The organism is Haloarcula sp. HT12 (genome assembly GCF_055271655.1).
Window position 1 is genome coordinate 746,284 of the sequence record NZ_JBUXKW010000001.1, and the last position, 23,860, is coordinate 770,143.

25 protein-coding genes are annotated in these 23,860 nt (G+C 65.8%); 11 read left to right on the top strand and 14 right to left on the bottom strand.

Features of this window, described 5'->3' with window-relative positions; all coding sequences use genetic code 11:
* From ACY9XZ_RS03945 to glpR, 3 genes are all read left to right on the top strand, one after another.
* On the top strand, window positions 1–1,131 hold the full coding sequence (locus tag ACY9XZ_RS03945; protein ID WP_463455762.1) for an ABC transporter ATP-binding protein: 1,131 nt from the start codon (window positions 1–3) through the stop codon (window positions 1,129–1,131).
* Between the two features lie 2 nt (window positions 1,132–1,133).
* Entirely contained in the window at window positions 1,134–1,307 is a 174-nt protein-coding gene (locus ACY9XZ_RS03950; protein WP_463455763.1) for a hypothetical protein, read from the top strand.
* A 199-nt stretch (window positions 1,308–1,506) separates the two neighbouring features.
* Window positions 1,507–2,280 carry an HTH-type transcriptional regulator GlpR gene (gene glpR / locus ACY9XZ_RS03955; protein WP_463455764.1) on the top strand — a complete coding sequence of 258 codons (774 nt, stop codon included), beginning with the start codon at window positions 1,507–1,509 and terminating at the stop codon, window positions 2,278–2,280.
* Between the two features lie 37 nt (window positions 2,281–2,317).
* Here the strand turns inward: glpR and pan2 are convergent, their stop codons facing one another.
* The 3 genes from pan2 to truA form a co-directional block, all read right to left on the bottom strand.
* Window positions 2,318–3,538, bottom strand: a complete 1,221-nt coding sequence (gene pan2, locus ACY9XZ_RS03960) for a proteasome-activating nucleotidase Pan2 (RefSeq protein WP_463455765.1) — start codon at window positions 3,536–3,538, stop codon at window positions 2,318–2,320.
* A 148-nt stretch (window positions 3,539–3,686) separates the two neighbouring features.
* The gene (gene pepF / locus ACY9XZ_RS03965; RefSeq protein ID WP_463455766.1) at window positions 3,687–5,477 is read right to left on the bottom strand and encodes an oligoendopeptidase F; all 1,791 of its coding nucleotides are present in this window, start codon (window positions 5,475–5,477) and stop codon (window positions 3,687–3,689) included.
* 53 nt (window positions 5,478–5,530) lie between these two features.
* Window positions 5,531–6,358 (bottom strand): tRNA pseudouridine(38-40) synthase TruA, encoded by an 828-nt coding sequence (truA, locus tag ACY9XZ_RS03970; RefSeq protein ID WP_463455767.1) that lies wholly within the window; start codon window positions 6,356–6,358, stop codon window positions 5,531–5,533.
* A 95-nt stretch (window positions 6,359–6,453) separates the two neighbouring features.
* Between truA and ACY9XZ_RS03975 the strand changes: the two genes are divergently transcribed.
* Together ACY9XZ_RS03975 and ACY9XZ_RS03980 are read left to right on the top strand one after the other, a co-directional pair.
* Window positions 6,454–6,960 carry an N-acetyltransferase family protein gene (locus tag ACY9XZ_RS03975; protein ID WP_463455768.1) on the top strand — a complete coding sequence of 169 codons (507 nt, stop codon included), beginning with the start codon at window positions 6,454–6,456 and terminating at the stop codon, window positions 6,958–6,960.
* 60 nt (window positions 6,961–7,020) lie between these two features.
* Entirely contained in the window at window positions 7,021–7,290 is a 270-nt protein-coding gene (locus ACY9XZ_RS03980) for an LIM domain-containing protein (RefSeq protein WP_463455769.1), read from the top strand.
* Between the two features lie 57 nt (window positions 7,291–7,347).
* Here the strand turns inward: ACY9XZ_RS03980 and ACY9XZ_RS03985 are convergent, their stop codons facing one another.
* A complete protein-coding gene (locus tag ACY9XZ_RS03985; protein WP_463455770.1) occupies window positions 7,348–7,767 on the bottom strand; it encodes an SHOCT domain-containing protein in 420 nt (139 codons plus the stop codon).
* Window positions 7,768–7,816: 49 nt separating this feature from the next.
* The gene (gene hisS / locus ACY9XZ_RS03990) at window positions 7,817–9,124 is read right to left on the bottom strand and encodes a histidine--tRNA ligase (RefSeq protein WP_463455771.1); all 1,308 of its coding nucleotides are present in this window, start codon (window positions 9,122–9,124) and stop codon (window positions 7,817–7,819) included.
* A 247-nt stretch (window positions 9,125–9,371) separates the two neighbouring features.
* Here hisS and ACY9XZ_RS03995 point away from each other — a divergent pair, with 247 nt between their 5' ends.
* The gene (locus ACY9XZ_RS03995; protein ID WP_463455772.1) at window positions 9,372–10,037 is read left to right on the top strand and encodes an RAD55 family ATPase; all 666 of its coding nucleotides are present in this window, start codon (window positions 9,372–9,374) and stop codon (window positions 10,035–10,037) included.
* A gap of 34 nt (window positions 10,038–10,071) precedes the next feature.
* Here ACY9XZ_RS03995 and ACY9XZ_RS04000 read toward each other — a convergent pair whose 3' ends face one another.
* The 4 genes from ACY9XZ_RS04000 to ACY9XZ_RS04015 form a co-directional block, all read right to left on the bottom strand.
* Window positions 10,072–10,689 (bottom strand): DUF7411 family protein, encoded by a 618-nt coding sequence (locus ACY9XZ_RS04000; protein ID WP_463455773.1) that lies wholly within the window; start codon window positions 10,687–10,689, stop codon window positions 10,072–10,074.
* Complete coding sequence (locus tag ACY9XZ_RS04005; protein WP_463455774.1) at window positions 10,690–11,034, bottom strand: DNA-binding protein; 345 nt, start codon at window positions 11,032–11,034, stop codon at window positions 10,690–10,692.
* A gap of 73 nt (window positions 11,035–11,107) precedes the next feature.
* The gene (locus ACY9XZ_RS04010; RefSeq protein ID WP_064287375.1) at window positions 11,108–11,569 is read right to left on the bottom strand and encodes a 30S ribosomal protein S19e; all 462 of its coding nucleotides are present in this window, start codon (window positions 11,567–11,569) and stop codon (window positions 11,108–11,110) included.
* A gap of 111 nt (window positions 11,570–11,680) precedes the next feature.
* The gene (locus tag ACY9XZ_RS04015; protein WP_463455775.1) at window positions 11,681–12,715 is read right to left on the bottom strand and encodes a lysylphosphatidylglycerol synthase transmembrane domain-containing protein; all 1,035 of its coding nucleotides are present in this window, start codon (window positions 12,713–12,715) and stop codon (window positions 11,681–11,683) included.
* Window positions 12,716–12,811: 96 nt separating this feature from the next.
* On the opposite strand from ACY9XZ_RS04015, the gene thiL reads away from it, so the two are divergent.
* Entirely contained in the window at window positions 12,812–13,678 is an 867-nt protein-coding gene (gene thiL, locus ACY9XZ_RS04020; protein ID WP_463455776.1) for a thiamine-phosphate kinase, read from the top strand.
* Window positions 13,679–13,705: 27 nt separating this feature from the next.
* Here the strand turns inward: thiL and ACY9XZ_RS04025 are convergent, their stop codons facing one another.
* Complete coding sequence (locus ACY9XZ_RS04025; RefSeq protein WP_463455777.1) at window positions 13,706–14,956, bottom strand: site-2 protease family protein; 1,251 nt, start codon at window positions 14,954–14,956, stop codon at window positions 13,706–13,708.
* A gap of 96 nt (window positions 14,957–15,052) precedes the next feature.
* Window positions 15,053–15,301, bottom strand: a complete 249-nt coding sequence (locus ACY9XZ_RS04030; RefSeq protein ID WP_004518404.1) for a DUF7123 family protein — start codon at window positions 15,299–15,301, stop codon at window positions 15,053–15,055.
* Window positions 15,302–15,720: 419 nt separating this feature from the next.
* On the opposite strand from ACY9XZ_RS04030, the gene pyrH reads away from it, so the two are divergent.
* Together pyrH and lysS are read left to right on the top strand one after the other, a co-directional pair.
* Window positions 15,721–16,407 (top strand): UMP kinase, encoded by a 687-nt coding sequence (gene pyrH / locus ACY9XZ_RS04035; RefSeq protein WP_463455778.1) that lies wholly within the window; start codon window positions 15,721–15,723, stop codon window positions 16,405–16,407.
* Window positions 16,408–18,045 carry a lysine--tRNA ligase gene (gene lysS, locus ACY9XZ_RS04040; RefSeq protein ID WP_463455779.1) on the top strand — a complete coding sequence of 546 codons (1,638 nt, stop codon included), beginning with the start codon at window positions 16,408–16,410 and terminating at the stop codon, window positions 18,043–18,045.
* Window positions 18,046–18,095: 50 nt separating this feature from the next.
* On the opposite strand, the gene ACY9XZ_RS04045 is transcribed toward lysS, so the two are convergent.
* Both ACY9XZ_RS04045 and ACY9XZ_RS04050 read right to left on the bottom strand, forming a co-directional pair.
* Window positions 18,096–18,272, bottom strand: a complete 177-nt coding sequence (locus tag ACY9XZ_RS04045; RefSeq protein WP_008311078.1) for a hypothetical protein — start codon at window positions 18,270–18,272, stop codon at window positions 18,096–18,098.
* A 62-nt stretch (window positions 18,273–18,334) separates the two neighbouring features.
* Window positions 18,335–19,231: a universal stress protein gene (locus ACY9XZ_RS04050; protein WP_463455780.1), complete on the bottom strand. Its 897-nt coding sequence runs from the start codon at window positions 19,229–19,231 to the stop codon at window positions 18,335–18,337.
* Between the two features lie 100 nt (window positions 19,232–19,331).
* On the opposite strand from ACY9XZ_RS04050, the gene ACY9XZ_RS04055 reads away from it, so the two are divergent.
* Window positions 19,332–21,098, top strand: coding sequence for a site-2 protease family protein (locus ACY9XZ_RS04055; protein ID WP_463455781.1), 1,767 nt, complete (start codon window positions 19,332–19,334; stop codon window positions 21,096–21,098).
* A gap of 134 nt (window positions 21,099–21,232) precedes the next feature.
* Window positions 21,233–22,972, top strand: a complete 1,740-nt coding sequence (argS, locus tag ACY9XZ_RS04060; protein ID WP_463455782.1) for an arginine--tRNA ligase — start codon at window positions 21,233–21,235, stop codon at window positions 22,970–22,972.
* 63 nt (window positions 22,973–23,035) lie between these two features.
* Here the strand turns inward: argS and ACY9XZ_RS04065 are convergent, their stop codons facing one another.
* Window positions 23,036–23,827: an alpha/beta fold hydrolase gene (locus tag ACY9XZ_RS04065; RefSeq protein ID WP_463455783.1), complete on the bottom strand. Its 792-nt coding sequence runs from the start codon at window positions 23,825–23,827 to the stop codon at window positions 23,036–23,038.
* Window positions 23,828–23,860: the final 33 nt, after the last annotated feature.

A 23,860-nucleotide genomic window follows, 5' to 3' on the forward strand; every position in this document is an offset into this window, starting at 1 on the left:
ATGGCACACGTAGAACTCACCGACCTCGTAAAGGAATTCGACGACGTCACCGCAGTCGACGGCATCTCGCTGGACATCCCCGACGAAAGCTTCACTGTCCTCGTCGGCCCGTCAGGATGTGGCAAGACCACGACCCTGCGCCTCATCGCGGGGCTCGAACGTGCGACCGACGGTGAAATCCGGATCGGCGAGAACATCGTCAACGACGCTCGCGCATACGAGCGCGACATCGCGATGGTGTTCCAGAACTACGCGCTGTACCCGCACAAGACGGTGCGGGACAACATGCGGTTCGGGCTGGAGCAACACGATACGGCCGAGGAAATCATCACCGAGCGGGTCAACGAGACCGCGGAACTGCTACAGATCGAGGAGCTGCTGGACCGCAGGCCGTCGGAGCTCTCCGGCGGACAGCAACAGCGCGTTGCGCTCGGTCGCGCAATCGTCCGGGACCCCGCGGTGTTCCTGATGGACGAGCCGCTGTCGAATCTCGACGCGAAGCTCCGCGTCCAGATGCGCGCCGAACTGAACAAACTCCACGAGGAACTGTCGACGACGACGGTCTACGTCACCCACGATCAGGTGGAGGCGATGACGCTGGCCGACCAGATCGCGGTCATGGACAACGGCCAGATTCAGCAGGTCGGCGAGCCGACCCACGTCTACTCGAACCCGCGAAACATGTTCGTCGCCGGCTTCCTCGGCTCGCCGAGCATGAACTTCCTCGAAGGCACCCTTGAGGAGTCGTCCGCCGGCAAGTTCGAACTGGACCTCGGCGGCGCGATCCACAACGTCCCCGACGAGTTCACCGAGGCGCTGGAACCGTACCTCGGCGACCGGGTGACGCTGGGCATCCGCCCGGAGAACATCGCGCTCAATCAGGACGGCGTCCCGGCGAACGTCCACCCGGCGACGGTGGAGGTCGTCGAACCGCAGGGCGAGAAGACCGTGCTCGAACTCGAACTCGAGACCGGCCAGAGCATCAAGGCCGCGGTCGACCCGGACACGACGGTCGAGATGGGCGATTCGGTGAACCTCCGGTTCGACCGTGACTCGCTCCAGTATTTCGACCCGGAGACGGGTGAATCGCTGACGTACGATGCGAAGATCGAACAGCAGGCGACGATCTGACGATGACGACGGAGCTCACCGATAGAATGACACCCGCCGACATGGTCGTGTTCGGGACTGCGTTCGGGCTGGCAGCCCTCGCAGTCATCAATTACGCGAGCGGCATCTACGGCGGCGCAATCATCAGCAGTGTCGGGGTAGTCGTCGCGACACTGTTCGGTGTCCTCAGTACTTAGTACCGGGAGAGAGTTTTTCATGAACGTCTACATACTGCATGATATACCACCGAACGCCATCGAGCAATCTCGCAAATCACTAGACTGCGACGCTGGCCCTGGGAGTGGGGCCGATTCTATCGAGAGTGATGACACTAACTAATAAACATCAGCCGGCGGCCACACTCACGCGCAGGGTCCGGGCCCGCTGCAACAGAACATGATACCTGATGAACGACGGAAGGAAATCGTTCGACAAGTGAACAAATCGGATCGGGTCACGGTCGAAGAGCTCACCGAGGAGTTCGGTGTCTCCGAGGCGACGATCCGCCGGGACCTCTCGTCGCTCGCGGAAGACGGGCTTATCGAACGGTTTCACGGCGGTGCCCTCCCGGCGTCGAAGGAAGACACCAACGGGTCCAGCACGACAGAGAGCATCGACAATCCGAGCGGCAAGCGGGCGATCGCCGAACGGGCCGTCGACGAACTGAGCGACGGCGACGCCGTCTTCTTCGACACGGGACCGACGGCCCGCGAAGTGGCGAAAGCCATCCCGGAGCAGGTGTCGCTGCTCGCCGCGACGAACTCCCCGGAGAGCGCGTTCGAACTCCGCGAAACCTGCGGCGAAGTCAAGGTCGTCGGCGACTCGCTGCGTCAAACCTCGGACGCGCTCGTCGGCCCCAGCGCGGAGTCGTACCTCCGGAAGACGAACTTCGATATCGTGTTTCTCGAAACGGATGCGGTCCAGGGCGACGGCGGCCTCTCCGTCTCGAACGAGGACGAAGCGCGAATCAAGACACTGCTCTGTGAAGGTGGCCGGCACGTCATCCTGGTCGCCGACGGTAGTAAGCTGGACAGTCGGAGTTTCCGCGAGTTCGCGACGCTCGACGACATCGACATGTTCATCACGGACGTGTCGCTGAGCGACGAGATGCGGCGGGTGTTCGAACAGGCCAACGTCACCGTGGTCGACAATCTACTGGCCGTTCCGTGAGCCCGTAAAACGCTGAAACCTGTTTTCCGCGCCGGTATTACGCGAACGCGACCGGGACGCTGCTGGCGTCGTCGTCGGCTTCGATCTTCTCTAAGGCGTCGTGGAGGTCCGACTGGTGGACCGTCGTTCGGCCGTCGCGGATGGCGAACATCCCGGCCTCGGTCGCCAGCGAGGCCAGTTCCGCGCCGGAGAGCCCGTCGGTCTCGGTGGCAAACGCACCCAGATCCACGTCGTCGTCAAGGTTCATCTCCTGGGTGTGGATTTCGAGGATACGCTCGCGGCCCTCTTGATCGGGGTTCGGCACTTCGATGAGGCGGTCGAAGCGGCCGGGGCGCAGGATGGCGCGGTCGAGCATATCGAAGCGGTTCGTCGCCGCGATGATGCGGATCTCGCCGCGCTCGTCGAAGCCGTCCATCTCAGAGAGCAGCTGCATCATCGTCCGCTGGACCTCGGCGTCGCCGGAGGTTTTCGACTCCGTTCGCTTGGCCGCGATAGCGTCGATCTCGTCGATGAAGATGATAGCCGGTTCGCGCTCGGCGGCGAGTTCGAACAGGTCCCGGACCAGTCGCGCCCCCTCGCCGATGAACTTCCGGACCAGTTCGGAGCCGGCCATCTTGATGAACGTCGCATCGGTCTCGTTGGCGACGGCTTTCGCAAGCATCGTCTTCCCGGTGCCGGGCGGGCCGTGCAGCAGGACGCCGCTCGGCGGCTCGATACCGACCTCACGGAACTGGTCGGCGTTGACCAGCGGCTCCTCGACGGCTTCCCGGACCTCGCGGATCTGCTCTTCGAGGCCGCCGATGTCCGAGTAGGAGACATCGGGCGAGCCGTCGACCTGCATCGCCTGCGCGCGGGCGTCGGTCTCGGGGTCGAGGATCTGCTTGACGCCGAAGGAATCGTTGATGGCGACGCGGTCGCCGGCCTCCAGCCCGTCGCGGATCGACGGTGAAACCTCGGTCAGCACCTCCTGGTTGTTGCCGTGCTGTTTGACGACGACGCCGTCGTCGGTCAGCTCCTCGGCCGTCGCGATGTACAGCGAGGAGGTCTTGAGCGTCTCGTTTTCCCGTTCGAGCTGGTCGACCTCGTCCGTGAGGTCGTGCTGCCGGTCACGGGCGGCGTCGAGTTGCTCGGTGAGCTGTTCGTTGACCTGTACTATCTCTTTGAAATGTTCCCGGAGTGCCTCCAGACGCTCGTCAGGCGTCATATCTGGGTCGAGTTCCAACCGTGGTCGTTCCGGAAGCGAGGGACTGCGCGACATTTGGATGGTCGGTACTATACGGTTGAGACACAAAGTGCCTTCGGGTCACAGGGGGTGAAAGGGTTATCCGTGTCGAGACGGGGCCGTAGCGTGCCGTTAGACGGGTAGCCCGAACAGCCAGACAGGCAGCAAATAGTGACTGGCCGCCCTACAACAGCTCGGCGAACTCGTCGAGGTAGTCGCTGTACGTCGAGAGCGCGGACTCGACCGGGTAGGGACTGGCCATGTCGACGCCGGCGTCGCGAAGCAGTTCCAGCGGGTACTGCCGCGACCCGCTCCGGAGGAAGTCGATGTACCGCTCTGCGGCGGGCTCGCCCTCATCCAGAATCCCGTCAACGAGCGCGACGGCCGCCGAGATGCCGGTCGCGTACTGGTAGACGTAGAACGCCCGGTAGAAGTGTGGGATACGCATCCACTCGCGGGCGATACGGTCGTCGAGCACCGCCGGCTCGTAGTAGTCGCCTTTCAGGTCCCGGTAGAGGTCGTCCAGGCGGTCGGGGGTCAGCGGCTCGCCGGCCTCGGACATCTCGTGGGTCCGGTGCTCGAACTCCGCGAACATCGTCTGCCGATAGAGGGTCGACCGGAACCGTTCGAGGTACTCGTTGAGGATGTGCCGGCGCAGGCGCTCGTCCTCGACGGTGTCCAGCAGGTGGTGGGTCAGCAGCGTCTCGTTGACCGTCGAGGCGACCTCGGCGACGAAGATCTCGTAGCCGGAATAGACGAAGGGCTGCTCCTCGCTGGTGTACTCCGAGTGCATCGAGTGGCCGAGTTCGTGGGCCAGCGTGTACATCGACTCCACGTCGTCCTGGTAGTTCAGCAGGATGAACGGCTGGGAGTCGTAGGTCCCGCCGGAATACGCGCCCGATTGTTTGTGCTCGGTCTCGTAGACGTCGACCCACCGCGACTCCAATCCCTCGGCGAGCCGGGACTGGTAGTCCTCGCCCAGCGGCGCGACGGCCTCGGTGACGTACTCGCAGGCCTGTTCGTACTCGATTTCGGGCGATTCCTCCTGAACGAGCGGGACGTAGAGGTCCCACATCCGGAGTTCGTCAGCGCCGATGGACTCCCGCTTGAGGTCGGCGTGGCGGTGCAGCGTGTCGAGGTTGTCGTGGACGGTGTCGACGAGCGTGTCGTACACCTCGACGGGGACGTTCGGGCCGTCCAGCGCGGCCTCGCGGGCGGTATCGTAGTCGCGCGCGTTGGCCATCTTCACGTCCGTCTTGACGGCGTTCTTGTAGGCCGTCCCGACGGCGTTGCGGACGGTCTCCCACTCGTCGTAGAACGCCTCGTAGACGCGCTCGCGGAACTCCCGGTCCGGGTGTTTCTGCAGCGTCGTGAAGTTGTTGAGCGTGATTGGTTGCTGGTCGCCGTCGGGGTCCTCGACAGTCGGGAACTCCATGTCGGCGTTGGCCAGCATGTTGTACACCTCGCCGGGCGCGCCGGTGACCTCGCCGAGTTCCGCAAGGAGGTTCTCGACTTCGGCCGAGCGGGTGTGGTCTTTCATCCGGAGCACGTCGTCGAAGTAGTGCTCGTAGGGTTCCAGATCCGGCTCCGCGTCGATCATCGCCTCAATGTCGTCGTAGTCCAGGTCCTGCAGTTCTGGATCGAGGAACGAGGCGGCCGAACTGGCCTCCGAGGACAGCGACTGCGAACGCGCTGTCAGCGCCTGGTACGTGTCGTCCGTCGTGTCCTCGTCCCGGCGCATCCGGGCGTAGGCAGCGACGTTGGACACGGTTCGCATCAGTTCCTCGTAGGTCTCTAGCGTCGCTAGCAGGGTGGCGGCGTCCTCGGTGGCCCGCCCCTCGTAAGCGGAGAGGTCCTCGATCAGCTCCTCCGCCTCCTCGTAGGCGGCTTCCCAGTCCTCGTCGCTGGCGTAGAGGGAGTCGGGGTCCCACTTGTACGCCTCGTCGATGTCGCTCCGTGCGGGTACCGAACTCATACCCCGCCCTTGGGACGGGGCCGAAGTAAGCCTTCGTTTCAGCGACGGCCGCCCTACAGCCCGTCAGTGATGTGATCGGCGACCCGCGCCGTTGTTCGGGCGTTCGCGCGCCGGTGTTCGAAGACCGACCGCGCGTCCGCAGCGGCGTCCTCATCCCGGGTGAAGGTCACACCCGGGTAGGATACGTCGGTCAGCACGAGCGGGTCGGGCGGGGCCGGCGGGACGCCGTCGGGACCGCTGACGGGCTCCGGCGAGAGGACGCGGTCAATCTTCGACAGCGGCTCCGATCCTTCTGCGACGGCCGCGGCGAGCGAGACAAGCCGGCGGACCAGTTGCCGGCAGAACCCCCCGGCCGTGAGCCGCACGACGAGGAACTGGCCCTCCCGCGCCCAGTCGATATCGACGGTCCGCTCGGTACCCGTCTCGTCGGACGTGAGGTTGTGGAAGTCGTGGTGACCAGCGAGTGCGGCGACAGCCTCGGCCCACCGCTCGTCGTCGACTGCTCTGTCGCCGGGGCGGTCCACATCGGATGGTGCGTACAGATAGTACGTGTACGTCCGCTCGGTGGCGTCGTGGGTCGCGTGGAACTCGGCGGGAGCGTCGGCGCTGGCCCACACACGGATGTCGTCCGGGAGTTCGCCGTTGAACGCCGCCGGCGAGAGCCATTCCGGCGCGTCGAAGGCGACGGTCTGTGCCCGCGCGGATACGCCGGCGTCAGTCCGCCCGGCGGCCGCGTAGCGCCCGGGGAGGCCGTCGCCGTGCTCGCAGACGCCAAGACGGACCAGCGCCGAGCGGAGTCGCCCCTCAACGGTGTCGACATCGGGCTGGCGCTGGAACCCGTGATACGGTTGGCCGTCGTAGGCCACGCGATAGGCGCGCATACCGATCTGTCGACTGCGACCCACTTGTCTCACCCGAATCTCAGTCGCTGGGAAGGATAGACGAACTTAGGCATGCTGAGAACGAAGGGGGGAGTATGTCCAACGCCGCCGCGGCGGATCACGACTTCCCCCGCCCGCCCGAAACGTTCACCGACCACGACGGGCGGACGGTGACAATCGAGGCCTACGACGGCGACATCGACCCACTCGTGGAGATGTATGCTGACTTCGGGACCGACTCCCGGTCACAGGGCGTCCCACCCCGGACCGAAGCGGACATCCGCGACTGGCTGCCGAACCTCGTCGAAGACGGCCTGAACGTCGTCGTCTGGCACGAGGAACAAGCTGTCGGCCACGCCGTCCTCGTCCCGTATCAGGACACCTCGGAACTGGCGATTTTCGTCCATCCGGACTACCAGCACGCCGGCATCGGCTCACAGCTCATCCGCGTCCTGCTCGGCTACGGGCAGGAGAACGGGCTCGACCGCGTCTGGCTCTCCGTCTCGAACACGAACCACGTCGCCCGAGCACTGTACGAGTCAGTCGGCTTCGAGACGATCGCCAAAGAGCGCGTCGAAATGGAGATGGAGCGGGCGCTCTGACCGGACGGCCTCACGAACGGCCCACATAGCGATAAATAGCGGCCACACGAACAGCGGTGTATGGAACTCACCTCGCACCCGGAGACACTGATCTGTGCGGAGTGTGGCTCAACAATCGGGGACGCGGGCTACTTGCCGGCGACCGAGCGGGACGGGACGTACCACCCGCTGGTCGACGCGGCGGTCTGTGTCACCTGTGGCTTCAACGACCTCGGAATGACCGGCTGTGCGCCCGAACTCGGCGACGTGGTCGACCCGGGACCGGACGATGCGCTTCTGTACGTTCGCCTGACCGACAGTGGCATCGAGGTCGTCAGCGCGAAGGAGTGAGTGCGATGCCTTGATTACAGATCCGCTGCGGTACGGGCCGACGACGATAGCCGTCGCTCACTCGGTTTCGAGACTGACCTCTCTATCATCACCGGCCTCGTTCTCGGTCCCGCTATTCGCCGAGAGCGTTTCGGTCTCCAGCAGGCGGTCCAGCCGCCGCTCGAACTCGCTATCTGTCAGTTCACCGCGGGCGTAGCGCTCTCGGAGGTGATCGACCGGGTCCATCGTCGGTTTCGCTTCGTTGAGTGCATCGGGTTTGTCCAGTTCTGTCTCGTCCGCCGGGGACTCGATCATCGGCAGTTTCGACCCCAGAAGGGCGACGAGCGGAGCGAGGATGAACCACCCGAGGATGATCGAAACCGGTGCAATCACGTTGCCGAAGCCGACCGCACCCGCGAGCATGGCGATGCCCGTCGACAGTATCGCGATGGTCGCGACGAGCTTCCACCTCGGGAGGGCGATGGAGGGGAGCTGCATGTCGAATACTCGATACGGCGGTCGCAAAAAGCTACTGTCGCGGGCCGCGCTACTCCGCGAAGTCCTCGAACGTCGGCCGGTCGTGGTCGCCGGGGAACGAAGACAGCGGGACGCTGATCTGCTCGCCGTCCTCCATCTCCTTGAGCGTCACCTCGTCGTTTGCCAGGTCCTGTTCGCCGACGATGACGACCGTCTCGGCGTTGATCCCGTCGGCGTAGCCCATCTGTGCGCCAAAGGACCGGTCGGCGACGTCGCTCTCGACGACGTGGCCCCGCTCGCGCAGGTCCCGGGCGATCCGGGCCGCCGTCGGGCGCGTGTCGCCGACCTGCAGGACGTAGTAGTCCGTCGATAGCTCCTCGGCGGGCCAGACGCCGGCACGCTGACACAGCAACTGGAGCGTGGCGTGGCCGGGCGCAAAGCCGACCGCCGGCGTCGGCTGGCCGCCGAAGCCCTCGATGAGGTCGTCGTAGCGGCCGCCGCCGAACACCGAGCGGGACACCTCTCCCGTCGAGTCGAAGCACTCGAAGACGACGCCGGTGTAGTAGTCCAGCCCGCGGGCGGTCGTCAGCGAGACGGTGAGGTACTCACGGACGCCGAAGTCCGCTGCGGCGTCAAGCACCGCCCGGAGGTTGTCGGTCGCTGCCCGAACGTCGTCGGAGCCGGTGAGGTCGGCCAGGGTTTCGATCTCCTCGGCGTCGATCTGCAGCATCTCGTCGAACTTGTCGGCCTGGCCGTAGTTGAGTCCCGCCTCGACGAGCGCGTCGAGGTAGTCGTCGTGGTCGACTTTCGCCCGCTTGTCGACCGCGCGGATCGCCTCGGGCACGTCAACGTCCGCCCCGAAGGACTCCAGCACGCCCGCGAGGATGTCCCGGTGGGAGACGCGGATCTCGAAGTCCTCGGCCGTCAGCCCGAGGTCGGTGAGCATGTCGACGGCGACGGCCAGGATCTCGGCGTCGGCCGTCGGCTCTGCCGACCCGAAGATGTCGACGTTGGTCTGGTAGAACTCGCGGAACCGGCCCTGCTGGGGCTCCTCGTAGCGCCAGAACGGCCGCGTCGACACCCACTTGATCGGTTTCGAGAGTTCCTGTTGCTTGGCGACGAACATCCGCGCGACGGTCGGGGTCAACTCCGGCGTCAGCGCGACCTCGCGGCCGCCCTTGTCCTCGAAGCTGTACAGTTCCTCGACGATCTCCTCGCCGCTCTTGTCGACGTACATCTCGGTCGGCTCCAGGGCCGGCGTGCCGATCTCTCGGAAGCCGTACCGCTGTGCGACGTCTTCCAGCGTGTCCATGGCCCACCGCCGAGCCTGCATCTCCCCGGGGTAGAAATCGCGAAATCCCTTGACGGAGTCGTACATGCCCGCGTCTACAGCGAGGGCGCGCTTGAACCTGTTCGTTCACGCTGACCGTGACCACCGAACCGCGCCCAGTAGAGGCTCACTAGAACAGGGAGTTGCTGCCGCTTTCGCCAGTAGTCCGCTCGTGACAGACGGGCGTGGCCGGCATACACTGGCGTCAAAAGGGCTAGTGGCCGGCTACACGAGGAGCGGTCCGTGTTAGAGAGGGGACAACAAAGACGCGGTCTATCGAGGGTGGCCCTATGAGATGGGCACTGAATCGGTGGACGCCACGCGGGGTGAGACAGTGACACAGCGATTCGAGACGGGGGTTCGAGCGCTCGACCGGAAGCTCGACGGCGGCATTCCGGCTGGCAGCCTCGTCACGTTGCTTGCCGAACCGGCGAGCCAGGCAGAGCTGTTTCTCTCCGAGTTCGTCGCCCGGCAGGAGACGGTGTATCTCTCCGGCGAACAGGCACCGACAACAGTCACGTCGGCGCTGCGATCCCAGCGGGGGACGTACGACGATCTCGCAGTCAGCCAACTGGACCGCGAAGCCCCGGTCAGCGACGCGCTCGCCCACGTCGAGGGGGTTACGGAGGAGTCGCTCCTCGTCGTCGATCCGGTCGAGTCGCTTGAGCGCGCCGACACAGGGGAGTTTCGGGCCTTCCTCGAAACGCTGCAATCCAGACTCACACAGACCGACAGCGTTGCGGTTCTGTACGCGCTCAAACACGGCGCCACGCCGTCACAGCGCCACCGGACCGAGTACACGAGCGACATCGTGTTCGACCTCGAAACGAAGCGAAACGACGACGCCATCGAAAACAGGCTCTTCGTCCCGAAATTCCGCGGGGGCCGAGCGCTCACCGAACCGATATGCCTCGACCTCACCGACCGCATCAGCGTGGACACCAGCCGGGACATCGCCTAGCCTGAGGGGAGCGCGGGACCCGCCCCGCCGACGGCTACCGAAGCCCACGCACGCGGGACTGCGTGTGCTCGGGGAAAATATCGGCCACAGCATCCTCGCCGTAGCGATCTCGCAGTAGTTCGCGGAGTTCGACCTCGTAGTCGGCTTTCGGAATCTCGGCACTGGGGCCGCTCTCGACGACGAGTCGGTCGGCGGCCATCGCGTCGATAGCGCCGCGGCCGATACCCGCGAGCGGTGCGAGGTAGTCCACGCCGAAGCGGTCCTCGACGCTCTGGGCGAGCGGCCGCTCGATGGTGGGAACCCGGTCGTCGCGTCGGGTGCCGTCAGCCATGGCCGCAAGCGTGTCGATGCTGTCGACGTCTGTGAGCCAATCACCACGGGCGACGGTTTCGACGGCGTGTTCGTGGACCCGCTGGATGCCGTTGCGGGGGTAGCCGTCGTCGTGCATCTGCTCGACGGCGTGGCGGGCCACGTCCGGGTCCAGGTCGACCGTCGCGTGGTCGAAGCCGACGGCCGTCGCACTCTCCTGGGCAGGGGCGACATCACAGACGCCGAAGGTGCCGCTGACCAGTGTCACATCGTAAAAGGGGTCGAGCAAGAGCGCCGCCAGCGTCGAGTCCTTGCCCCCGCTGTACAACAGGGCACACTCCATCTACCGGCGCTTGATGTCGAAGCTCTTGGAGTCGGGCGTCAGCTCCGAGAGGAGCTCTTTCATCTGTTCTTCGTCGATCTGGCCCTGGACGCGGCCGCTGCGGGCCAGCGCGACGACCTGCTGCTCGATCTGCTCGCCGACCTGCGGCTTCGACATCTTGACCGTGTTGAGTCGCTTGCGCGCGCCGTCGGTGAGGTTCTGCTTGAGAACGGCCTGTTTCTGAGCTTCGGCCTGTTGTTGGGCGGCCTCCTGGCCCTCGCCCTCGCCGCCTTGCTGTTCCTTGAGCTGCTCCATCTTCTTTTTCCGGAGCTCTTCGAGTTCCTCCTCGCTGGGGTCGCCACTCATGGTTGTGTGAAAGTACTGGAGTCGGCCGGAAAACGATTTCGGAGCAGGGGCTACGGACCGAGAAAGGCGTCGGTCAGGCGTAGCGTTCGAGTTCCGGGCGGTCGAGTTCCGTCAGGAGGTCGCCTGCGGTGTCGTCGAGGAGGCTGCGGCCCTCGCCGGTGACGCGGCGGCCGTCGTTCTCGCTGGTCTCGACGTAGCCGGCGTCTTCGAGCTGCTGGAGCGCCGTCCGGATGATGTTGCCCGAGCCCTTGGTCTTGTGGTGGGGGCGGACGCGGTAGCGGGTCGTCCCCTGCTTCGAGGTGCCGTACTCGGAGCGAAGGGCGTTGACGCCGACGGGGCCGTCGACGGCGACCTTCCGGAGGAGGCTGGCCGCGCGTCGCGCCCAGAAGTCTTCCTGCTCAGGTGGGAGTTCGCGGTCGACGCCGGTCTTGGTGTACTCGGCCCAGTCCGGCGCTTCGATGTCGTCTTCGTCTGCGAGCGTCTCCGTGAGTGCCTCGATGAGTTCCTCGGGGGGAACGTCGTAGAGTGTAGCCATTGCAGATTTCTTTCCGTCGCCGTCATTTAAACGCGTCGTTCGCAGTCGGCGGGCGTGAACCGTTCACTCGCCCGCAGGACAGCGATGCTACCTCGTCGGAGACGGCGAGGATCATTCCTCGGGCGATGCGGCCCGGTCGACACCGAGGGCGGCAGCGACGCCGCCACCGATAATCGTCGGCAACAGGTAGCTCCCGAGACGGTGGATCAACACCGCCGAGGTGGCCAGTGCGGCCGAAACCGGGGTCGTCGACACCAGCAGCGTCACGAGAACCGTCTCGATAGCCCCGGACCCCCCGGGAAGGGGTACGACGCTAGCGATACTCGCGACGGGGACGACGAGCAGGACGACCTCGGCCGACACTGGCGTCCCGACGGCGTACAGCGACGTCCACAGCGACGCCGACAGGCAGGCCCAGCCAAAGGCCGAGAGCCCGAAGGTCTGGAGCACCGTCCGCCGGTCGGTCGCGATGCGCTCGATGGACGAAAAGAACCCCTCGATTCGTTCCTCGATACTGGCCGCGGACGGCGGTGACCACCGGGGCACGATGTTCGACAGCGCGGCGAGGGCCGGTGCCACGCCGCGGATGATCGCCGCCTCAACCTGGTACCGGTGGTGCCAGCCCAGGACGGCGGCGATGGGGATGCCGACCGCGAGGACCGCCACGGCGACGGCGGCAAACGCGAGGTTTCGGGTCAACTGGACCGCACCGGCGGCGACAAATGTGAAGCCGACGATGGCGTACCCGACCGACGGCAGGAAGTGGACCGTGTCGACGGTGGCGATAGCCGCCAGCCCGGTCTCGTACTCGGTGTCGGCGGCTGCCGAGATGAGCAGCGCACTCAGTGGCTCCCCGCCTGCCTGCCCGAACGGCGTGACGTTATTCGAGAACACGGCGGCGACGAACACGAGAACGGCAGTGTGTGGCGCAACTGGCGCTCCGAGCGCTTGCAGCACCGTCCACAGCGCCAGCCCCCACGAGACGAGCCACAGTATGGCGATGCCCGCGACGGCGAGAAGCGCACCCGTGTCTGCCGTCGCGAGCGCGTCCAGTGTCTCGCCGATGCCGACAAGCCACACCAGTCCCGCGAGGACAGCGAGCGCCGCCGCGAACCCGACGACCGTCGCCATCCGGTTCCCATCCATGTGGATGGGATTGGCAGTCTCCGGTTTCAACCCACCGACCCTGGTCCATCGGCCGATACCCCCGAGGGTTTTGCCCCGGGGCACCGACGACCGGGTATGGACGAGCGGGCTGCACTCGCCGATCTCGCCGACCGGCTTCCCGACGCGGGCGACGACTGCGCCGTCGTGGACGGACAGGTCATCACGACCGACATGCTCCACGAGCGGACGGACTTCCCGTCGGGGACGACCCGCTACACGGCCGGCTGGCGGGCCGTCGGGGCCTCCCTGTCGGACGTGGCCGCGATGGGGGCCGACGCGACTGCCGCGGTGGCCGCCTACGGCGCACCGTCGTTCGAGGCGGACGAACTCGGGGCCTTCGTCGACGGCGCACAGGACGTGTGTCACGCGGTCGACGCGGAGTACGTCGGCGGCGACCTGGACAACCACGACGAGTTCACCGTGGCGACGACGGCCATCGGGACGGCCGCGGACCCGGTGTTGCGCTCCGGCGCGTCCCCTGGCGAGGCGGTCTGTGTCACCGGAACGCTCGGTCGGACAGGGGCCGCCCTCGAACTGTTCGACCGGGGCGACAGCGACCGGGCGAACGAGCTATTCCGATTCGAACCCCGCGTGCGTGCGGGCACCGCGCTCCGACCGCACGCGACGGCGATGATGGATTCGAGCGACGGCCTGGCCCGCTCGCTGCACCAGTTGGCCGAGGCCAGCGGCTGTGGCTTCGCTGTCAAGGAGCCACTCCCGATAGATTCGCGGGTCGACGCGCTCGCGGAGACCGAGCAGGAACGCAAGGAGCTGGGCGTCTTCTTCGGCGAGGACTTCGAGTTGGTGTGTACGCTGCCCGAGTCCGACGTTTCCGCGGTCAGAGAGGCCGTGCCGTGCCCGCTCCACCGGATCGGAACGGTCACCGAGGGCGGCGTCACGCTCGACGGCGAAGCGCTGCCGGACCGAGGCTACTCACACTGAGAGCGGGTCGGCGCGACGCGGAAGCTACTATACTGCGCTGATCTCGAACGGCACCGGCGTGAAACAGGCCAGCCCCAGCAGGAACGTGAACACCCCGAGGAGCATCCGCTGCCGGTCCAGCGGCGCGTCCACAGTGGGTCTGGCGGGACCCGCATACGCGAGTCCGGTGGCGAACAGGCCCCAGAACACCCACAGTCCCCAGACGCCGAACCCGACCGGCGGCGGGTCGCGGGTGAAATACAGGTAGCCGGCGAGCGCAAACAGCGCACCGGGGACGGCGGCGGCGACTGTCTCCTGACGCTGTCCGACGATGGATCGCACGATGTGGCCGCCGTCGAGTTGCCCGACCGGGAGCAGGTTCAGGAACGTGAAGAACATCCCGGCCCAACCGGCGAACACTATCGGGTGGACCGACTCGCCGGGGCCGACCTCAGTCCCCAGTCCCAGCGCGTTCACCAGGGCGTCCAGCGCCTGGAACAGCAGCGGATAGTTGAACGTGATGATGACGCCGGCGTCGCTGTTTGCCACGCGTTCCGGGACCGTGATCGGATCTATCGAGAGGCCGATAACAGTGACGACGGTCGTCGCGACGAGGCCGGCGAGCGGGCCGGCGACGCCGATGTCGAACAGTGCCGTCCGGTCGGGGATGCGCCCGCGGATATTGATGACCGCCCCCATCGTCCCCAGATACGACGGGAACGGGATGAAATACGGAAGCGTCACGTCGACGCCGTGGTAGCGGGCCGCGGCGTAGTGGCCCAGTTCGTGGATGCCGAGCACGCCCAGCATCGCGACCACGAACGGCCAGGCCTCAAAAATCCGAAGCGGTGCCTCGGCGACCGGAATGTAGTACCAGGCGCTCGCCCCGACGTACAGCGTCGACGCGATGGTCGCAAGCAGGAGCCCGATGTTGAGCCACGGGATGCCGCCGGTGTCCGTCTCGGCGGGCTCCGCCACCAGCGCGTACTGGTTCGGGGCTGCGTTCGACAGTCCACCGGCGGCGGTAATCGAGTCGTCGACGCCCTGGCTGCCGACAACAGTAGTGCCGCCGTTGCTCGCAGCGGCAGCTGAATCGGCCGTTTCGGGACCTAGTTCTTCGAGCCGAACGTCGTAGCCCCGCTGTCGGAACACCGGCCCGAGTTGCTCGACGACAGCGCCCGGTGGTACCAGCGGCTCGCCGATATACTGGATAGTCCCACCCGTCCGCCGTATTGACGAGACGGCGAACACGCCGGCCAGTCGGTCAGGCGACGGCGGGTCGGCGGCGGAGCCACTCATCGACTGCCCATAACTGGTGCGAGCACAAATACTCCGCGAACGAACACACGGCTGGCAGGTACTATCGTCCGAGAACGGTACGCGGGGACCAGTCGCCTACGCCGGCTCGATACGCCAAGTGGTCGCGCTCGTGTACGACCACTTCTCGACGTTGATCTCGGACGCGCTGTCCTTGAGCTTGACCATCAGGGCACCGATCTCCTTGGGGGAGAGACCGACTTCGTCAGCGATGAACTTGCTCTTGAAATACATCTCGCCGTCACTTGCCTTCTCTGCGAGGAACGACTTCAGTCGCTCTTCTTTGGAGGGCTCTTCCTCGCCGGAGGGCGTTGCGGTAGCGCTCATCTTTGTCACCTCACTTCTCCGTAACCCCGCCGGGAGTATATAAAGAAAGGAACCTTCAGGTCACTTCGGTCACTTTCAGGACAAATCGAGCTAAAACGCATTTTTTACGAGTGTTCGAGATTCTTTTAGACGTTTTACAAAGCTTTCTCAGTCCGTAGATCGGTTCTCGTATCGACGTGTTTTGAACGGTCTGTAAAAGAGCAATATCACCTTCTGGTGCGCCAATAAACGGCATATTTCGCCGATAGAGTACCAGAACCGTCAGACGCGTGTCAGCGTGTCGGGCACACGTCAGACGGGCGTTCTCTCCGAGGCCCGGCCGACAGCGGTCGCAAAGGGGACCGGAAAGGGCTGCCTAGAGGGACGGCGATCAGTAGCCTTGACAACCCTTAAGAGTGCATCGCGGTTACGGCGGGCTAATGAAAGTCGTCGTCTCCATCGGCGGAAGCGTACTGGCCCCGGACCTCGACGCGGACCGGGTCGCCGCCTACGCCGACGCCATCCAGTCACTCGATGCACAGGGGCACACGCTCGGCACCGTCGTCGGCGGCGGACCGACCGCACGGGATTACATCGGCAGCGCCCGCGCCCTCGGCGCGAACGAGATCGAACTCGACCAGCTCGGCATCGCCGTCACCCGGCTAAACGGCCGGCTGCTGATCGCCGCACTAGACGACCGTGCGGCCCCGACGCCCGCCGAGAGCTACGACGAGGGCCGGGAGGCCATCCGGCGTGGGGACATTCCCGTCCTCGGCGGCATCGTCGCCGCACAGACCACCGACGCCGTGGCGGCCGCCTTCGCGGAGTACGTCGGTGCGGATCTGCTCGTCTACGCCACGTCTGTTCCCGGCGTTTACGATGCCGACCCGAACAAGGACGACGGCGCGACGCAGTTCGACGAGCTCGGCGCGGACGAGCTCGTCGACGTGATCGCCGACATCGAGATGGACGCCGGCAGCAGCGCGCCGGTCGACCTGCTAGCCGCGAAGATCATCCAGCGATCCGGCATCCGGACGATGGTGCTCGACGGCACTGACCCCGAACGCGTCGTGCGCGCGGTCGAAGACGGCGAGTTCGACGGGACCGAGATCCTCCCGGAGGCATAGATGGCGGAAGACCCCTACGAGGTCGGCCGCGGCGGTGGCCGGGCCTTCTGGGCCGATTCCGTCGCCGACGCTATCGAGGCGCGCGACCCCGACGAGCCGGTCGTTATCAAGGGCGGCGTCTCCCCGTCGGGCGTCCCGCACATCGGCCACTTCAACGAAATAATGCGTGGCTACTACGTCGCCGAGGCCCTGCGGGACCGCGGCCACGAGGTCCGGCAGGTGTTCACCGCCGACGACAAGGACCGGCTGCGGGCGGTCCCCCGCCAGCTCGCCGACCTCGACTGGAACGTCGTCGGCCTCGGCGAGGTCGACGCCGGCGCGCTCGGCCGGAACCTCGGGAAACCGTACACCGACATCCCGGACCCGTTCGGCTGCTGTGACTCCTACGGTGCGCACTTCACGACACTCCTCCAGAAAAGCGCCGAACTGGTCGGCGTCGACGTGGATTTCGTCTCTAACACGGAGCTGTATGCCGACGGCGAGTTCGAAGCAGTCACGCGGCGCGTCCTCGAACGCGCGGACCGCGCCCGCGACGTGCTCGCCGAGTACCAGAACAAGGTCGACGACGACTACGTCCCGTTCCTGCCACAGTGTTCCGAGTGTGGGAAGCTAACCGAGGGCGTCACCGCAGTCGACCTCGACGCCGGCGAACTCACCTACGTCTGTGAAGACGTCGAGGCCGGCGACCAGACCATCGAGGGCTGTGGCCATGAGGGGACGGCGACGCTCCGGGACGGCAAGCTCCCGTGGCGCTTCGAGTGGCCCGCCCAATGGGAGATTCTGGGCGTCGACTTCGAGCCCTTCGGCAAGGACCACGCCGAGGGTTCCTGGCCGTCCGGCGAAGACGTTGCCGAGAACGTGCTGGACATCCAGCCGCCGGTCCCGATGGTGTACGAGTGGTTCACGCTCGACGGCGAGCCGCTCTCTTCCTCCTCGGGCAACGTCATCACCGTCGACGAGGTGCTCGATATCCTCGAACCGGAGGTGTTCAAGTACTTCTTCGTGAAAGACCCCCGGAAACAGCGGGACTTCTCCGTCGAGAACGTCGACCAGCTCGTTGACGAGTTCGACCGGTTCGAGCGGCGTTACTTCGGTGAGGCAGACGGGAGCGAGGACGAAGTGGAGCTCGCCGAGCGGGCCTATCCGATGGTCGTGGACGAACCGCGCGAGGAGCGGGTTCGAATCCCATACACGTTCGCGGCCGTCCTCGGAATGACCGACGACCCCGAACTCCGGGAGGAGATCGCCCGCAGGGAAGGACATATCCCGGACGACGCGCCGGAGTGGGCCGTCGAAGGGGCGCTCGCTCGGGTCGAGCGCGCCCAGGAGTGGGCCAGCCTGACGAACAACGAGTTCAACTACGAACTCAAGCGCGCCGAGGTCCCCGACGTGTCCTTCGACGACGCGACGGCGGCCGCGCTGGACGAGCTGGCCGAGTTCATCGCCGAAGGCCACGACGGCGAGGCGATTCAGGCCGAGATCTACGAAACTGCGAAGCGAAACGACATCGACATCGGCGAGTTCTTCTCGGCCGGCTACCGGCTCCTGTTCGACGACACCGAAGGCCCACAGCTCGGGACGTTCATCGCGAAACTTGACCGGGAGTTCGTCGTCGAACGCTTCCGTCGGAACGAGTAGGCCCGAGTAGGCCGGTCCTACCCACCGAACGCGCCATCGAAACGGCGCGTTCAGGGCGACTGTTCCTGCGTGTCGACCCGCTCGAACATCGGCCCGAGCCGCTCGTCGTAGCAGTCCTGACAGACGTACGCGTCGATGACGCCTGTTTCACTGTGGGTGTGAATCATCGCGTGAACCGTGGCGTCGAACGGAACGGTCTCGCCACAGATACCGCAGGTTTCTGGCATAGTCCGGCACCTGCTTGTTATACGCTCTCACAGTACATAGAACAGGTGGTTCGCAACCCCTCTCAGGTCGAACGAGGCGTCACCAACACGGGAACCGAGACGGTTCGGAGCAGTTGCGACGTGACGCTGCCGAGCAACTGGCGTTTCAGGTTCGAACGGCCGTGTGATCCCATGACGACGAGATCGATATCGTGATTGGAGACGTACTCGCGGAGACCGGCGGCGACGCCGTCGAACGAATCCGTCCGTTCCACAGCAGGTTCGACCGCCACGTCCGGGACCATCTCTTCGAGGTCGTCGACGACTGAATCGACGGCGTCACGCCCGTTCTCCTCCAGTCGTTCGATGAACGTCTCGTTCAGCCCGCCGGCGTTGAACGCCCCGCCGGCGGCCTGGATATCGACGACATTGAGGGCGTGGACCGTCGCGCCGTACCGATCAGCTAGCGCCGCGCCGTGTTTTGTCGCTGTTTCGGCGTTCGCACTGCCGTCAGTCGGGAGGAGTATCCGCGAGTAATCGAACCCGTTGATTCCCGTCTGCGCTGTATCCGAGACGACCAGTACAGGCACCGAAGTTCGGTGCAAGACCTGTTCAGTAACCCCACCGAGGAGTCGCTTCCCGAGACCGGTTAGTCCCTGTCGGCCGAGGACGATGAGCCCTGCATCGGTCTCGCGGGCGTACGCGTCGATCTGCACGCTCGGTTTCCCCTTCAGGAGTTCCGTCGTGACGGGCTGGCCGACATCGGCGGCGAGTGACTCGATTTCCGCGAGGACGGACTCGCCGCGTTCCCGGAGGCGGCTGCTCTCGCGGTCCGTTCGGGTGAGCCTGCGTGCTCGCTGCTGGACGACGTAGACCGCCTCGGCCGTCGCGTCAAAGTCCTTGGCCAGTGCGAGGCCACGTCGGGCGGCTGCCGTGGCTTCGTCGCTGCCGTCGACGGGAATGAGAATGTGTTCGTACATTGTGTGGTCGTTTGCCGCGCGGTCACTTCACCGTTGGCCGCCGGGCGGCGGTGTGTCCCAAACCAAACCCTCTTGCTTGGCTAAACCTAGTTTCCGGTACATGGTGAGTACGCTGACGTGGGTCCTCGCGGGCCTTGTCGCTTACACCCTCCTCGCGATGGCGCTACGGACCCGCGGCGTTGTTCCCGAATATATTCGTTTTAGCGGCCCGATTACGACGATCCACACCCAGAAGGGCAAGGCCGTGCTCGACTGGCTCGCGGGGCCAAAGCGGTTCTGGCGGGCCTGGGGGAACCTCGGCGTCGGGTTCGGTCTCGTGGTGATGGTCGGCTCCTTCCTCCTCGTTGCGCTCGGCGCCTACCAGGCGCTCGTCAACCCACAGCCTTCCGCACTGAACGAACCGCGGAACGCGCTGGCGATCCCCGGCGTCAACGACTTCCTCCCGCTGTCGGTCGCACCCGAAATCGTGCTCGGGCTGTTGCTCGGGCTCGTCGTTCACGAGGGCGGGCACGGACTCTTCTGCCGCGTCGAGGACATCGACATCGAGTCGATGGGGCTGGCCTTGCTGGCGATCATCCCCATCGGCGCGTTCGTCGAACCCGACGAGGACGAACTGCTTCGCTCCGACCGCGGGGCGCAGGCCCGGATGTACACGGCGGGCGTGACCAACAACTTCGCGCTCGCGATCATCACGCTCCTGTTGCTGTTCGGGCCGGTCGCCGGCGCTATCGCCGTCGTCGACGGCGTGCCGGTCGGGAGCCCGATCAACGGAACTCCCGCCGCCGATGCGGGGATCGAATCGGGCGACGTCATCACGGCGGTCGACGGGCAGCCGGTCGCGAACCAGCAGGAACTCGAAGCGGTGCTGGCCGAAAGCGACGCACAGACCGTCGAAGTGGCGCGTAAGGACGCCGAAACTGTCTCCGTCGAGCGGTCCGTCGTCGTCTCGGCGGCCCTCCAGAGCGCACCACTTGGAACCGGTGAGACGATTGTCGCTGTCAACGGGACTGCCGTGACGACCGGCAGTGAGTTCGAACAGGCGGCTCGGAACCATCCCGTTGCGACGGTCGAAACTGAATCCGGAGAGACGGTCACGACGCCGCTGGGCGCGTACGTGCTGGTCGCCGAGGACGGCCCGCTCGCCGGGGAAGGCGCACCGGGCGGCGAGGGCATGATCATCACAGAAGTCAACGGGGAGCGAACGCACAGCGGGACGGCGCTGCGGCAGTCCCTCGAAGGCGGCGAACCAGGTGACCGGGTGACGGTCACCGGCTACGTCGACGGTGAACGCGAGACTTACGAGGTGACGATGGCCGAGAGCGAGCAGGTCGACAACGGCATCATCGGCGTCAGCATCCAGCAGGGTATCAGCGGCATCCAGGTCAGTGACTTCGGTATCGACGCCTACCCCGCGGCCGCGTTCCTCGAATTCATCGGCGGCTCGCCTGACACGCCGACATCGGTCTCCGAGTTCTCGTTCGCTCAGCGGATTTTCAGCACCCTCTTGCTCCCCTTTATCGGCGTCGCCGGCGGCTTCGGCTACAACTTCGCCGGCTTCACCGGCATCGCGACGAACTTCTACACCGTCCAGGGCCCGCTCGGCGCGCTCGGGACGACGCCGGTGTTCCTGCTCGCGAACGTCCTGTTCTGGGCCGGCTGGATCAACCTCGTCATCGGTCAGTTCAATCTCATCCCGACATTCCCGCTCGACGGCGGCCACATCCTCCGGGCCGCGACCGAGTCGTTCGTCTCTCGCCTGCCCGTCTCGGACGGGCGGCGGGTGACGACAGCCGTCTCCATCGCGATCACGGTGTCGATGATCGGCGGCCTCCTGTTGATGGTGTTCGGGCCGCGACTCCTGACCTGAGACGGACTGCTGTCCCTGTTTCTCTCGACGACCGCCCGACTCACGGCGGTCGACGTGGACATCACGTACAGGAGTCCGTCTAACACGGCCAGGGTTTCGTTACCCATTTACTCCCCGCCGCGAAAGCCCGGCGTATGTTCCTGCAGCTCCGTGCGGAGGTCGAGGACGCCCTCGCCGACGCACTCACAGCCCTCGACCTGCCGGCCGAGGACCTCGGTATCGAGGAACCACCGGAGGACGTCGACGCTGTGCTGGCGTCGAGCGTTGCCTTCCGGCTGGCCGGCGAGGTCGGTACCGCGCCGCCGAACGTCGCCGCTGATATCGCCGACGCGATTGACGCCGCCGATCTCACCTACGTCAGCGACGTGACGACACAGGGACCGTACGTCAATTTCCTCCCGAGCGAGGCGTACTTCGCGGAGACCCTGCAGTCGGTCACAGAGAGCGGGTTCGGCCGGCTCCCCGACCGCGACACCAGCGTCGTCGTCGAGCACACCTCGGCGAACCCGACCGGCCCGGTCCACGTCGGGCGAGCGCGCAACCCCATCATCGGGGACGCCGTCGCTCGCGTGCTCGATTACGCCGGCTACGACGTCGACCGCCACTACTACGTCAACGACGCGGGCCGCCAGATCGCCGTGTTCACCTGGGCCTACGAGACTTTCGACGAGTCAGACCTGCCAGATCCCGAGCGGGAGTCCCCGGAGTACGAGATGGTCCGGTACTACCGCAAGGGCAACACCGTCCTCGAAGAGGGCGACCCCGACGAGGTCGAGGCGGCAGAGGCCGAGGTCCAGTCGATTCTACAGGGCCTCGAAGACGGCGACGAGGAGACCTACGAGCGCGTCGCCGAGGTCGTCGACACCGTGCTGGGCGGGATGCAGACCACGCTCGGCCGCCTTCCCGCTGAGTTCGACGAGTTCGTCAAGGAGACGCGGTTCATGCGCAACGGCGACACGGACGATCTGGTCGACCGCCTGAAGGAACTCGACTGCGCCGTCTACGAGGAGGACGCCTGGCAACTGGACCTACCCGACTTCGAGAAGAACCTCGTGTTCCTGCGTTCGGACGGCACGTCGCTGTACACCACCCGGGACCTGGCACACCACGAGTGGAAGTTCGACACCTACGACCGCGCCGTCACGGTGCTGGGCGAGGACCACAAGCTCCAGGCCGACCAGCTTTCGGCCGCCCTGGAACTGCTCGACAACGACACTGATCAGCTACGGCAGGTGTTTTACTCCTGGGTGAACCTTCCCGAAGGCGGGATGAGCACCCGCGAGGGGACTGGCATCGACCTCGACGACCTGCTCGATGAGGCTATCGACCGAGCGCGCAAAGAAGTCGAGTCCCGGCTTGACGACCGGACCCGCGGCGACCTCGACGCGGACGACATCGACCGCATCGCCCGCCAGGTCGGTATCGGCGCCGTTCGGTACGACATCGTCTCGAAACAGCCGACGAAGGGCATCACCTTCGAGTGGGACCGCGCGCTGGACTTCGAGGCCCAATCGGCCCCCTACGTCCAGTACGTCCACGCGCGCTGCTGTGGCATCCTGGGCGACGTGGAAGCTGACATCCCCGAGGAGCCAGCCCTCGGTCCGCTGTCGGAACCGGAGGAGCGCGACCTGCTCCGCGAACTGGCCCGGTTCCCCGCCGTCATCGAGGCGGCCGCGGACGACCTGACGCCACACACCGTCGCCACCTACACCCGCGACCTCGCCGAGACGTTCAACGCCTTCTACCGGGAGTGTCCGGTTCTCGACGCCGACGACGAGACCCGTGCGGCGCGGCTGGCACTCGTCGACGGGACCCGGACCACGATTGCGAACGCCCTCGACGCGCTGGGCGTCGAAGCGCCGACCTCGATGTAGGAGCGGTCCGCGCTGGGAGCCCGGTTAGAGGTGCGATTGCTGCGAAAAATCCGTCAAACCGGCCTATTTTTGCAGGAACGCGTCGACTTCCGCTACGACCAGGCCGGGGGCCTCGGCGGGGCCGCTGTGGCTGACCCCATCGAACTCGACGAATCGACTGTGAGGCAGTGCCTCGTGAACGTTCCGGGCGCTCCGCCGGAGGAACTCCGGCCCGTCGGTACCGGCCAGAATGAGCGTCGGTGCGTCCACGTCGAGACGGTCGGGGAGCCGATACTGCTCGACGGACCGGTTCATCCGAACGACTTCCTCGGCGAGGTCGACGCAGTCGGGCCAGACAGGCCATTCCGCCAACCAGGCGTCGAGGTCGTCGATACCGGCGGGATGGAGGACCTGCTCGATGTAGCGTTTCACCGCTTTCTCGCGCTCCCCGTTCTGTAGAAGCGACGCCATTCGGTCAGCGAGGTCGGCATCGGCCCGGTAGTCGGCGGGAAGCACTGCCGGTTCGTAGGCGATGACCGACTCGACTGACATCTCCGTCGCGGCCTCGATAGCAGTGAGTGCGCCGTAGGAGTGACCGAACAGGATCGGGTCGCCGTCGACGGCGTCAGCGAGCGCCTGGACGTAGCTGACCTCGCGGTCCAGCACCTCGTCAGCACTCGTTTCCGTGGGAGAGTCGAGACAGGTCCCGAACCCCGGGCGCTGGGGGACGACAGCGCCGTATCCCTCGAACTGTGAGACGACTGGGGCCCAGTACTCCGTGGGAGCCATCCCGCCGTGCAGGAGCACCAGCGGTTGGCCGTCGCCGTGTCTCTCGTACTCGATCTCCATCTCGTCTGTGGGCTGTGTCGACTGCATACAACAGATGATCGGGCGTAGTCGGGCTAAGCC